The organism is Epibacterium sp. Ofav1-8, from assembly GCF_022348185.1.
Taxonomy (GTDB): domain Bacteria; phylum Pseudomonadota; class Alphaproteobacteria; order Rhodobacterales; family Rhodobacteraceae; genus Epibacterium.
Map to the genome: position 1 here is coordinate 329,178 of NZ_JAKRFD010000002.1, position 12,345 is coordinate 341,522.

The 12,345-nt window shown below is 61.7% G+C and carries 11 protein-coding genes and 1 pseudogene; 6 read left to right on the plus strand and 6 right to left on the minus strand.

Annotation, left to right across the window (positions count from 1 at the left end; genetic code table 11):
* The first annotated feature begins 101 nt into the window (after positions 1–101).
* The 3 genes from MHM97_RS04360 (at position 102) to coaD (ending at position 2,100) form a co-directional block, all read left to right on the plus strand.
* Entirely contained in the window at positions 102–998 is an 897-nt protein-coding gene (locus MHM97_RS04360; protein ID WP_239319885.1) for a LysR family transcriptional regulator, read from the plus strand.
* 56 nt (positions 999–1,054) lie between these two features.
* Positions 1,055–1,489: a CBS domain-containing protein gene (locus MHM97_RS04365; protein ID WP_239319887.1), complete on the plus strand. Its 435-nt coding sequence runs from the start codon at positions 1,055–1,057 to the stop codon at positions 1,487–1,489.
* Positions 1,490–1,608: 119 nt separating this feature from the next.
* Positions 1,609–2,100 (plus strand): pantetheine-phosphate adenylyltransferase, encoded by a 492-nt coding sequence (gene coaD / locus MHM97_RS04370; RefSeq protein ID WP_239319894.1) that lies wholly within the window; start codon positions 1,609–1,611, stop codon positions 2,098–2,100.
* Positions 2,101–2,184: 84 nt separating this feature from the next.
* Here the strand turns inward: coaD and MHM97_RS04375 are convergent, their stop codons facing one another.
* Both MHM97_RS04375 and gap read right to left on the minus strand, forming a co-directional pair.
* Entirely contained in the window at positions 2,185–2,328 is a 144-nt protein-coding gene (locus tag MHM97_RS04375) for a hypothetical protein (RefSeq protein WP_239319896.1), read from the minus strand.
* An 80-nt stretch (positions 2,329–2,408) separates the two neighbouring features.
* Positions 2,409–3,410, minus strand: coding sequence for a type I glyceraldehyde-3-phosphate dehydrogenase (gap, locus tag MHM97_RS04380; RefSeq protein WP_239319898.1), 1,002 nt, complete (start codon positions 3,408–3,410; stop codon positions 2,409–2,411).
* Between the two features lie 254 nt (positions 3,411–3,664).
* On the opposite strand from gap, the gene MHM97_RS04385 reads away from it, so the two are divergent.
* Positions 3,665–4,615 carry a DUF808 domain-containing protein gene (locus tag MHM97_RS04385; RefSeq protein WP_239319900.1) on the plus strand — a complete coding sequence of 317 codons (951 nt, stop codon included), beginning with the start codon at positions 3,665–3,667 and terminating at the stop codon, positions 4,613–4,615.
* A gap of 121 nt (positions 4,616–4,736) precedes the next feature.
* Here the strand turns inward: MHM97_RS04385 and tkt are convergent, their stop codons facing one another.
* A complete protein-coding gene (gene tkt, locus MHM97_RS04390; protein WP_239319901.1) occupies positions 4,737–6,758 on the minus strand; it encodes a transketolase in 2,022 nt (673 codons plus the stop codon).
* Between the two features lie 325 nt (positions 6,759–7,083).
* On the opposite strand from tkt, the gene MHM97_RS04395 reads away from it, so the two are divergent.
* Together MHM97_RS04395 and MHM97_RS04400 are read left to right on the plus strand one after the other, a co-directional pair.
* Entirely contained in the window at positions 7,084–7,989 is a 906-nt protein-coding gene (locus MHM97_RS04395) for a hypothetical protein (RefSeq protein ID WP_239319903.1), read from the plus strand.
* Positions 7,989–8,399: pseudogene (locus MHM97_RS04400) on the plus strand (cell division protein ZapA); the annotation flags it as partial. The gene MHM97_RS04395 and the pseudogene MHM97_RS04400, both read left to right, overlap by 1 nt.
* A 201-nt stretch (positions 8,400–8,600) precedes the next feature.
* On the opposite strand, the gene grxD reads toward MHM97_RS04400, so the two are convergent.
* From grxD to purL, 3 genes are all read right to left on the minus strand, one after another.
* Positions 8,601–8,963: a Grx4 family monothiol glutaredoxin gene (grxD, locus tag MHM97_RS04405; protein WP_239319907.1), complete on the minus strand. Its 363-nt coding sequence runs from the start codon at positions 8,961–8,963 to the stop codon at positions 8,601–8,603.
* Between the two features lie 281 nt (positions 8,964–9,244).
* On the minus strand, positions 9,245–9,481 hold the full coding sequence (locus MHM97_RS04410) for a BolA/IbaG family iron-sulfur metabolism protein (protein WP_239319908.1): 237 nt from the start codon (positions 9,479–9,481) through the stop codon (positions 9,245–9,247).
* A gap of 277 nt (positions 9,482–9,758) precedes the next feature.
* On the minus strand, positions 9,759–11,924 hold the full coding sequence (gene purL / locus MHM97_RS04415) for a phosphoribosylformylglycinamidine synthase subunit PurL (RefSeq protein ID WP_239319910.1): 2,166 nt from the start codon (positions 11,922–11,924) through the stop codon (positions 9,759–9,761).
* Between the last annotated feature and the right edge of the window lie 421 nt (positions 11,925–12,345).

A 12,345-nucleotide genomic window follows, 5' to 3' on the forward strand; every position in this document is an offset into this window, starting at 1 on the left:
GGGGAAAGAGGAAAGGTTTCAAAAAGGCTTTGCAGGAACGCAAATGGGTGCTCTAACCTGCATGTGTCGGATTTTAGTAAAAGACTGGAGGATTCCAAGAAATGGAACCCCAATGGGACGATATGAAGGTGTTCCTGGCCGTGGCGCGGGAAAGCAGCCTCTCCGGTGCGGGGCGGGTCCTGAAGATGGACCCGGCCACGGTGGGCCGCCGGGTGGCGCGGTTCGAGGCGGCGCTGAAGACATCGCTGTTTGTAAAATCGCCACAGGGCTACGCGCTGAGTGCGGCCGGAGACCGACTCCTCGGTCATGCCGAGGCGGCAGAGCTGGCCATGCGCGCCGGCGAAGAGGCGCTGACCGGTCCCAGTGATACGCTGTCGGGGCAGATCCGCATTGGCGCGCCGGACGGCTGCGCCAACTACATCCTGCCGCAGGTCTGCGCGGCGATCTCCAAGGACAACCCGGATCTGGACATTCAGGTGGTGGCGCTGCCGCGGGTCATCAACCTGTCACGGCGCGAGGCCGATATGGCAGTGACCGTGAGCGCGCCCACCGCCGGCAAGCTGCTGGTGCAGAAGATTACCGATTATCACCTGCATCTGGCCGCGTCGCGCTATTACCTGCGCGACCATCACCCGATCGAAAAACTAGAACACCTGCGGGATCACCGGATGATCGGCTATATCCCCGACATGATCTTTGACCGCGAGTTGGATTACCTCAATGACCTCGGCGTGGAGCGGGTGTCGCTCGCATCCAATTCGGTGTCCGTGCAGATCAAGATGCTGGCGGAGGGGAGCGCGGTTGGCGTCGTGCATGATTTCTCGCTGCCCAGCCACCGGGCCCTGCGCAAGGTGCTGAAGGATGAATTCAGCCTGACCCGCAGTTTCTACCTGGTGCGCCATCAGGGCGATCAGCGCAGCGACCGGCTCAACCGCTTTGCCGAGGCGCTGTCAAAGGGAATTCGCGAAGAGGTCGAGCGGCTGGAAGGCTTGACTTGATCCAATCTTGCGGCAAACTCTTGAGAGAGTGAAAGAAAATTTCAAGGGTGCGCAAAATGCTCGTAAAGTCGATTCTGAAGTCCAAGGACATTACCGATGTGGTCACGATCGGTCCCGAGGCGACGATCGAGGCGGCGGCACAGCTGCTGTCGGATCGCGGGATCGGCACCGTTGTGGTCTCGGCCGATCAGGCCACGCCGCTGGGCATCCTGTCAGAGCGTGACATCGTGCGCCAGCTGGCAAAGACCGGATCGGTCTGTCTGGGGCACAAGGTTGAGGATTACATGACCCGGGAACTGGTGACTTGTGTGCAGGACACCAATGTCGAAGAGGCGCTGACCAAGATGACCGAAGGCCGGTTTCGCCACATGCCGGTGGTCGAGGAGGGCGTGCTGATCGGCATTATCTCGCTTGGCGATGTGGTGAAGGCCCAGCTGACCGAAGTGGCGATGGAAAAATCCGCACTCGAAGGCATGATCATGGGCCATTAGGCCGGTCCCTGGCGCAGCGGCAGATCCGGGGCAGGAAGATTCAGTATTCTCACGGACTTGCATTGCGGGGCGCAACATGATTGCGTGCCCGCAGAATGTGACGCAGGCAGGAGGGGCCCATGCGCATTGGCTTGTATCCCGGAACCTTTGACCCGATTACGCTCGGGCATATCGACATCATCCGCCGGGCGGCCATGCTGGTGGATCGGCTGGTGATCGGCGTGGCGATCAACCGCGACAAGGGGCCGTTGTTCGACCTCGAGGAGCGCGTCGCCATGATCGAGGCGGAATGTGCCAAGCTGACCGAACAGACCGGCACCGAGATTATCGCCCATCCGTTCGAGAATCTGCTTATTGACTGTGCCCGCGATGTGGGCGCGCAGGTGATCGTGCGCGGGCTGCGCGCGGTGGCGGATTTCGAGTATGAGTTCCAGATGGTTGGCATGAACCGTGCGCTGGATGACAGTATCGAGACGGTGTTCCTGATGGCCGAGGCACGGCATCAGGCGATCGCCAGCAAACTTGTCAAAGAGATTGCGCGGTTGGAGGGCGACGTCAGCAAATTTGTCACCCCCCTGGTGCGTGAAAAGCTGATGCAGCGCCTGGGCTGAGCCCGACGGGCCGCCCTCCCACGGTGACCCAGAAGACCCGGCGCGCAGCAGGCAGTGCCGGGTTTTTGCATTTGTCGGGATGGATCAGCGCCAGAACGCCAGCCATTCGATCAGATCGAACAGCTTCTTTCCGAGAAACAGCAGATGTTCGGTGCCAAAAAAGACTGTATCCACCGCCAGCGCGGTGAGCAGAAACAGGCCAAGGGTGATGGCGACGGTATTGGACATAGGGGCTGCTCGTGCAAAAAACGCCCGGTCAGCTATGCCTGACCGGGCGTGAAATCTCAACCCTCATGCGGGAGGGGGCCTCAGTTCAGACGGCCCATGGCGGTGGCGACATCGGCCATCCGCACCGAGAAGCCCCACTCGTTGTCATACCACGCCAGCACGCGCACCATGCGACCGTCGACCACGCGGGTCTGATCCGGCGCAAAGATGGAGCTTTCTTCGGTGTGGTTGAAATCGGTCGACACCAGCGGTGCAGGCTCATAGCCCAGAACGCGCGACATGTGCCCCTTGGAAGCCTCTTCCACCGCAGCGTTCACCTCTTCGCCGCTCACCTCGCGACCGGCGCGGAAGGTCAGATCCACGGCAGAGACATTTGGTGTCGGCACGCGGATCGCGGAGCCATCCAGACGGCCCTTCAGGTTGGGCAGCACTTCGCCCAGAGCCTTGGCGGCGCCGGTGGAGGTCGGGATCATCGACATCGCGGCGGCGCGGGCCCGGTAGAGATCATCGTGACGGCGATCCAGCGTCGGCTGATCGCCGGTATAGGCGTGGATCGTGGTCATGATGCCGTGTTCGATGCCAAAGGCCTCGTCCAGCACTTTGGCCAGCGGTGCGAGGCAGTTGGTGGTGCAGGAGCCGTTGGAGACCATCTTGTCGGTGACCAGCAGATCCTCGTCATTGACGCCGTAAACCACGGTGCGGTCGACGTTCTTGCCCGGTGCGGACAGCAGCACCTTGCCCGCGCCGCGCTCCAGGTGCTTTTTCGCCTTCAGACCGTCGTTGAACTTGCCGGTGCATTCCAGCACCACGTCGCAGCCTTCCCAGTCCAGCGTGTCCATGTCGTAGGTGGAGTAGACCTGCATGTCGCCACGACCGAGGTTCAGGCGGCCTTCGCTGAAATCGACCTGGCCGGGAAAGCGGCCATGGATGCTGTCGTATTTGATGAGATGCGCGGCGGTCTCGATCGGGCCGGTCGCGTTGACCTTGATCACCTCGATGTCATTGCGAAAGCTGCCCGCGATATGGGCGAGGGTGCAGCGGCCAATGCGTCCGAAGCCGTTGATTCCAACTTTGATGGTCATCTCTGTCGTCTCCACGAGAAGGCTGTCTTAGGGGCAGCCTATAGCGGGCATTAACCTCGGGAAAAAGAAGAAATTAGAGTAAACACAGACTGTTAGCGCAAAACCTTGGTGGTTGCGTTAACAGCTGCAACACCGTTTGCGGTAACTGTCCGCGCCGGGCTTTCTGCTTATGCCGCAACGCGGCACGCTTGAATGCCGACCCGGCCGCGGGCTACACATGACGCAATGAATGCCACTGCGCAAAGAGGTGAGTTATGAGCGGTCTTCTGGCCTTGTTGGATGATGTCGCGGGGATTGCCAAGGTCGCCGCCGCCTCGGTGGATGATGTGGCGACCCAGTCGATGAAGGCGGGGTCCAAGGCGGCGGGGATCGTGATCGACGATGCCGCCGTGACGCCGAAATACGTGACCGGCTTTCAGCCCGCACGCGAGCTGCCGATGATCTGGCGCATCGCGCGCGGCTCCTTCATCAACAAGCTGGTGTTCCTGCTGCCCGTCGCGCTGTTGATGTCGCAGTTTGCCCCCTGGCTGATCCCGCCCTTGCTGATCCTCGGCGGCTGTTACCTGTGCTTTGAGGGCGCGGAAAAGATCGTGCATGTGCTGATGCCCCATGACGATCAGTCCGGTGGACCAGATGGTAGCCACGCCGTGGGGGATCCCACCCATCTGGAGGAACAAAAGGTCAAGGGCGCGATCAAGACCGATTTCATCCTCTCGGCCGAGATCATGACAATTTCGCTGTCGACGATCGAGAGCGACGTGCTGTGGATTCAGGCGGCGACACTGGCCGTGGTGGGCATCATGATCACCATCGTGGTCTATGGCGTGGTTGCCATCATCGTGAAGATGGATGATGTGGGACTCTGGCTCACAGAGGTGGGCCGTACCAGCGGCACCCGCGCGCTTGGTCGTGGCATTGTCGCCTTTATGCCGTGGTTCCTGAAAATGCTGACCGTGGTTGGCACTGCCGCCATGCTCTGGGTCGGCGGGTCGATCATCGTGCATTCCGCGCATCAGATGGGCTGGCACTGGCCCGAAGACACGATCTACAGCTTTGCCAAGAGCATCGCCCAAGGGGACGGATTGGTGGAATGGCTGGTCAAAGCGGTGATTGACGGCATCTTGGGTTTTGTCGTGGGGCTAATCCTGATCCCCATCGCCACCAAGCTGATCGCACCGCTCTTTGGCGCAAAAGCTGCGCATTAAACCAAACCTAAGACGTTAAAAGGGCGCCCCAGATCGGAGCGCCCTTTCATCTTCTAACTCAAAATATCCCGGGGGAGACCCGAAAGGGTCGGGGGCAGCGCCCCCAAACCCGGTGTGCCTCTTAGCCCAACAGCTCTTTGACCTTGGCAACGGTGCCCTCGGCGGTGATGCCGAATTTTTCAAACAGCTCGCCCGCCGGGGCGGAGGCACCAAAGCCCTGCATGCCGACAAAGCCCGCTTTTTTCTCCTGACCCCGTTCGCCCAGCAGCAAACGATCCCAGCCGCCATCGCGTACGGCGGCTTCGATGGCCACGCGCACCGGACCTGCGGGCAGAACCTTGCGGCGGTAGCTCTCGTCCTGCGCGTGGAACAGCTCCATGCAGGGCACAGAGACAACACGAGTGCCGATGCCCTGACCTTCGAGGATGTCTTTTGCGGCCATCGCGGTAGAGACTTCGGAACCCGACGCCATCAGGATCACCTGACGCTTGCTCTCGGCCTCGGCCAGCACATAGGCGCCTTTCTCGGTGAGGTTCGACAGCTTGTGCTCGGTGCGCACGGTGGGCAGTCCCTGACGGGTCAGGGCGATCACCGACGGGGTCTCTTTCGAGGTCAGCGCGATTTCCCAGGCTTCGGCGGTTTCCACCGCATCCGCCGGGCGGAACGTATAGGTGTTCGGGGTCGCGCGGCAGATTGCCAGGTGTTCGACCGGCTGGTGGGTCGGACCATCTTCGCCCACACCAATCGAGTCATGGGTCATGACAAACACGGTGGGGATCTTCGACAGCGCGGCCAGACGCATCGCGGGGCGGGCATAATCGGTAAAGCAGAAGAAGGTGCCGCCATAGGGGCGGATGCCACCATGCAGCGCCATGCCGTTCATCGCCGCCGCCATACCGTGCTCGCGGATGCCCCAGTAGACATAGCGGCCCTTGCGATTATCCGTGTCGAACATGCCCAGATCGCCGGTCTTGGTGTTGTTGGATCCGGTGAGGTCCGCAGAGCCCCCCATGGTTTCCGGCATGATCGGGTTGATGACTTCCAGCGCCATTTCCGACGCCTTGCGGGTGGCGACCTTGGGTTGGGCCTCAGACACCTGCTTTTTCAGCGCCTTGATCGTGGCGGAGAGCTTTTTCGGGGCTTCCAGCGCAAAGACGCGGTTGAACCGGTCCTGTTTCTGCTGCGACAGTTCCGCAAAGCGACCTTCCCATTCCGCACGCGCCGCGGCGCCGCGTTTGCCGATCTCTTCCCACTGGGATTTGATCTCGGCGGGCACCTGATAAGCGCCACCGGTCCAGCCATAGGCGTCTTTGGCGGCTTTCAGCTGATCGGCGTCGGTCAGCGCGCCGTGACCCTTGGAGGTATCCTGTGCGGCGTGACCCAGCGCGATATGGGTCTTGCAGGCGATCATCGAGGGTTTCTTGGTCTTTTTCGCGGCGGTGATGGCAGCGTCGATCTCGGCCGGGTTGTGGCCGTCGACTTCCTGCACATGCCAGCCGGAGGCCTTGAACCGCTGCACCTGGTTGGTGCGGTCCGAGAGGTCGACCTGACCGTCGATGGTGATGTTGTTGTTGTCCCAGAACACCATCAGCTTGCCCAGTTGGTGACGCCCGGCAAGGCCGATGGCCTCCTGGCTGACGCCCTCCATCAGGCAGCCGTCGCCGGCGATGACATAGGTGTGGTGATCAACGACCTTCTTGCCGTAATGGGCGCGCAGGCTCTCTTCGGCCATGGCAAACCCCACGGCGTTGGAAATCCCCTGACCCAGCGGGCCGGTGGTGACCTCGACCGCATCGAGCAGGAAGTTCTCCGGGTGGCCCGCGGTCAGCGCGCCGGACTGGCGGAAGTTCTTGATCTGATCCAGCGTCACCTGCGCGTCGCCCATGAGATACAGAAGCGAATAGATCAGCATGGAGCCATGGCCCGCCGACAGGATGAAGCGATCCCGGTCGGCCCATTTGGGGGCGCTCACATCGAACTTCATGTGCTTTTCAAACAGCACGGTTGCAACATCAGCCATGCCGATCGGCATGCCGGAGTGACCGGAGTTTGCACCGGCGACCGCATCCAGCGTCAGGGCGCGGATGGCGGCGGCTTTGTTCCAATGATCGGGGTTTTCAGAGCGCAGGGCTGTCAGATCCACTGAACTGTTCCTCTTTGGGTTCAAGGGGTTTGTCGCTGGATAGCAGCTAAGGTGCAAAGATCAAGCGCTGAGGGCCTATTTTACTGGGTTTCGCGCGAAGGTCCGCGCGCAAGTGGTTGAAAGCAAAGGGGGGGTGTTTTACCCCATCATGCGATAAGCTGACCGGAGCCGATGGCTCTCACGTTGATTCGTCCCCGCGCCAGCCCGGCCGGGCGCATCGGCTGGCGGGATGCATGGCGACAAACGGCAAAAGACCGGCCCGCGGTCGGATGGCAGAAGCAGGCTCTGCCCGTATCGCGGCACCGGAGGAGGCGAAGAGGAACGCATGGAGCAGTTAGAAGAATTGCAGGGCCGCATCCAGACTGCGCTGCACCGTATTTATGGCGGCGTCGCGGCGCTGGAACAGAAGCATGCCAACCGGCCGGTGCCGACGCTGGAAGAGCTGGACATGCAAAAGCATGCAGAGCTGTTGGCCGATCTCGAAGACGAGCGGATGGCAAATGCGCAGCTCGAAGAGCGGCTGAAGCTGCTGCACGGCCGTCTTGAAGACATGGAAAAGAAGGTGGCCGCCGTCGACGGCGCCGAGGACATGATCGCGCTGCATGCAGAGCTGGAGCTGCTGCGCGGTGCGGCTGGCAGCTCGGTTGAGACCGACGCGCTCAAGGCCGAAGTCGCTCGGTTGAAGCAGGACCTGGAAGTGGCCCGCAACCAGGCCGCCAGCGAACACGAAAAGCTTGAGGACGACCTGACGGAGGCCACCGCCCAGAACGAGGCCTTGCAGGCACAGATCGACGCGCTGTCCGCCGGGGCAGGCGCTGAGCTGGCGCCGGCGGTCGATACCGCAGCATTGGACGCCGAACTGGACACGCTGCGCATCGAACTGGAGGCCATGCGGGCCCGCGCCGAAGCGGCGGAGGCGGCTTCTGGCGCCGATGCGTCGGTCGACGAAGGGGGCAGCGCCGAACTGGACCAGCGTCTGGGAGAGCTGGACGGAGAATTGCAGAACCTTCGGGCCAGCAACGATCAGCTGCGCCAGTCCAATGCCGCCCTGCGCGCGGCCAATGCCGAAGGGGTCGGTGATCCGACATTGATAAATGCAGGATTGGAAGCCGAGGTCGAAGGGCTGAAAGCGGCCCGCGCCACTGACCAGGCCGAGGTCAACGCGGTGCTGGCCCGATTGGAGCCCCTGCTGGCGACCGCGCCCAACCTGCCGGAAGGAGAAGAAGCCTGATGCCGGAAGTGACCATTCACATCGGAGGCCGCGATTTTGTGGTGTCCTGTCAGGAAGGCGAACAGAGCTTTCTGGAGATGGCGGCCGGGATGCTCGACGATGAGGCCCAGGTGCTGTCGGATCAGATCGGGCGCATGCCCGAGGCGCGCATGCTGTTGATGGCGGGCCTGATGCTGGCGGACAAGACAGCCGCAGTCGAGGACCGGATCAAGGAAGTCGAAGCGGTGCTGGCGGAAAAGGATGCCGAGATCGCCCAGAAGGTTGCCGAGCTGGAAGAGCTGCGCAATGCGCCGCCGCCGGAACCGGAACAGGTCGAGGTGCCGGTCGTGCCGCCACAGGTGGCCGATGCCTTGGCAGACCTTGCGGCGCGCGCGGAAGCGCTGGCCGGCGAGATCGAACAAAAGGCCGCGCCTGACGATGACGACGAAGACACGGAGGAGGCGGAACTATCCGATGCCTCCGCCGCCGAAAGTGTCACCGAGGGCGAAGAAACCGCACAGGCCTGACCGGTCTTCTGCCGCTCAAACAGATAAAAAGCCCGCCGAACCATCAGGTTGGCGGGCTTTCTTGTGAGGGATCGGATCCCGGATCAGACCCGGATCAGGCCCAGATCAGGCGTTGGCTTCGCGGATCTTGTCGGCAGCATCCTTGTTAAAGCTGATGCCGTTTTGCTCAAACATGCCGTCGAGTTCGCCGGAGAGGGTCATCTCGGTGATGATGTCGCAGCCGCCGACAAACTCGCCCTTGATGTAGAGTTGCGGGATGGTCGGCCAGTCGGAATAGTCCTTGATGCCCTGACGGATGTCCTCATCTGCCAGCACGTTGACGTCGGTGTAGTCGACGCCGATATAGTTCAGCACGCCCGCCACGCGGGAGGAAAAGCCACATTGCGGCATTTCCTTGGTGCCTTTCATGTAAAGCACAACATCGTTGGCTTTGACGGTTTCGTCGATGCGGGTCTTTGCGTCGGTCATGGTATTGGTCCTTTGTCGTGGCGCCGGGATGCGCGCTTAACGCGATAGTTTCCGGCTGATCGAACGGTTGTAATCTTGCGCCTGTGCGTTGGCGGTATGAGCCTGTTCTAGGATCTCCAGATCAGTGGCTTCCATACCCAGTGGTACGTCAGAAGGCTTGGTCGTGATCTTGTCTGGCTGAGCATCAATCAGTCGTCGGCGTGGCCGTGATCGCCGTATTGCGTTCGTGAAGATGGCGACACCCGCAATGGACAGACCGATAAGGAGCCAGACGTTCCAAATCATTCCGGTGCTTTGGTGGTCAGGGCGAGGGCGTGCAGATCGCCGTCGGGACCATCCATCTTGCCTTTGAGCGCGGCATAGACGGCGCGTTGCTGCTGCACACGGTTCTTGCCGCGAAAGCTCTCGTCGACGACCATGGCGGACATGTGAACGCCATCGCTGCCGCCCACCTGAATTTGCGCATCCGGGAAGGTTTCGCGCAGGAGGGCTTCGATTTCATGGGCCTGCATTGGCATGGGGCGCATCCTTGCTGTGGTGTTCTTGTGCCAAAATGTAGGGCTGCAATGCGGGGGACGCAAGCAACTCTACCGTGATTGTAAGGTCTGTTTTATCGCGACCGATGTGAAACAGGACGGGGGCGCTCCCGCCTGCTTATGGACCGGCCCCAAAGGGGCCCGCCCAACACAGTTGGGCCCGGCACCGCGCAGGCGCGGTGCCGGGCCCAAGGCCGCCAAGGGGGCTTAGCATCTGCTAAGGCACCTGCGGGCGCGGGAGTTTCCCCGCCTTTTATGCTCAGGCGACCGCTTCGGCAAAGCTTGCGCGGAAGATCTGGCTCAACTCTTCCAGTGTCGCCTCGGAGCCGCCGATCTTGACGGTATCGCCGGTAAAACGGCCGACGGTCAGGAGCGGTACACCAGCCTGGCCGGAGGCAATCATCAAGGCCTCCGCCTGATCAAAGTTGCAGGCGACGAGGTAGCGGGCCTGATCCTCGCCAAAGAGGGTCGGCGTATCGCTGATATCGATCTGCACGCCGACACCGGCGGCCTCGGCCATTTCAAACGCTGCCAGCACCAGACCACCATCGCTGATGTCGGTGCAGGCCTTGATGAAATCGCGGTTGTTGCGGATGAATTCGCCGTTGCGCTTTTCGGCCTCCAGATCCACCGCAGGTGCATCGCCGTCTTCGCGGTTGAAGACCTCGTGCAGGAGCGCCGACTGGCCGAGGTGACCGGTGGTTTCGCCCACCAGCAGCAGCACGTGACCGTCGCGGGCCTCGCCCAGGATCGGCTCTTCATCCGCCGCAACCAGACCCACCGCACCGATGGTGGGGGTGGGCAGGATCGCCTGACCGTCGGTCTCGTTATAAAGAGAGACGTTGCCGGAGACGATCGGCATATCCAGCGCCGACACCGCCTCGCCGATGCCTTTGAGTGCGCCGACAAACTGGCCCATGATCTCGGGCTTTTCGGGGTTGCCGAAATTGAGGTTGTCGGTGGTCGCCAGCGGTTTTGCCCCCACGGCAGAGAGGTTGCGATAGGCTTCGGCCACGGCCTGCTTGCCGCCCTCAATCGGGTTCGCCTTGACGTAGCGCGGGGTCACATCAGAGGTGAACGCGAGCTTCTTGTCGGTGCCATGCACGCGCACCACGCCGCCACCCAGGCCCGGACGACGGGCGGTGTCGCCCATCACGGTGGTGTCATATTGCTCATAGACCCACTGTTTGCCGGCGTAGTTGGGGCTGGAGATCAGCGCCTTCAGACCATCGATCGGGTCAATGGTCGGCACATCCGCATCCGTCAGCGCCTCTGGGGCTTCGACCTCGATCCACGGGCGGTCATATTCCGGCGCGGAGGAGGAGAGTTTCGACAGCGGCAGGTCGGCCTTGACCTCGCCGTTGTGCATGATGAGGAAGCGGTCTTCGGCAATGGTCTCACCCACGATGGCAAAATCGAGGTCCCATTTCTCAAAGACGGCTTTGGCCTCGGCCTCCAGCTCGGGCTTCAGCACCATCAGCATGCGCTCTTGCGATTCCGAGAGCATCATCTCGTAGGCGGTCATGTGCTCTTCACGCTGCGGAACCTTTTCCAGATCCAGACGCACGCCAAGGCCGCCTTTGTCGCCCATCTCAACAGCAGAGCAGGTCAGACCCGCCGCACCCATGTCCTGAATCGAGATCACGGCACCGGTCTGCATCAGCTCCAGCGTCGCTTCCATCAGGCGTTTTTCGGTGAAGGGGTCGCCAACCTGCACGGTGGGGCGCTTTTCCTCGATGGTGTCGTCGAATTCGGCCGACGCCATGGTCGCACCGCCCACACCGTCGCGGCCGGTCTTGGCGCCGAGGTACACAACCGGCATGCCCACACCAGAGGCGGCGGAGTAGAAGATCATGTCGGTCTTCACAAGGCCCGCGGCAAAGGCATTCACCAGACAGTTGCCGTTGTAGGCCGGGTGAAAGCGCACTTCGCCGCCGACGCAAGGCACACCAAAACAGTTGCCGTAGCCGCCGACGCCCTCAACCACGCCGTTTACCAGCTGGCGGGTCTTGTGATGCGCAGGCTCGCCAAAGGACAGCGAGTTCATCGAGGCGATCGGCCGCGCGCCCATGGTGAAGACATCACGCAAAATGCCGCCAACACCAGTGGCGGCACCTTGGTAGGGTTCGATGTAGGAAGGGTGGTTGTGGCTTTCCATCTTGAAGACGACCGCGTCGCCATCGCCAATGTCCACGATACCGGCGTTTTCGCCCGGACCACAGATCACCTGCGGGCCGGAGGTCGGCAGGGTGCGCAGCCATTTCTTGGAGGATTTATAGGAACAATGCTCGTTCCACATGGCGGAGAAAATGCCGAGCTCGGTAAAGGTCGGCTCCCGGCCGATGATCTCCAGGATCAGATCGTACTCATCGGGTTTCAGTCCGTGGTTTTCGATCACTTCAGTCGTAATGGCTGGTTCCTGCATGGCGCTTAGATGGCCCCCCGGGTCGCTTCATGTTGTCGGCCTTTTAGAGCAAGGCCAACGGCGGGGAAAGGGGGCATGATACAGCATCGTGCCGATGCAAGCTGTGCCCGGAAATTGGGCAGGCGGGCCGTTGCCTGCCTGTCGGCACATCACATGGGGCGCGCGTCGTCTTATTGCGTCGGAAAAGCGATATTTTGTCTGGCCCCATCGGCGTGCCGCGGCCTAGATCATGTCCAACACCACGCGACAGCCGATTGCGGCACATGCGGCGCGCGGGAAAAATTTGGGCAAGATCCTCTGCGGCCAAAAAAAAGGCCGAGCACTAAGCTCGGCCGTAGTCCAACAGGGAGGTATGAAGTGCGGCGTGTGCCGCGTCTTCATGAGGGTCATTTAGGGTGCCTGCCGCGATGCCGCAAGGGTT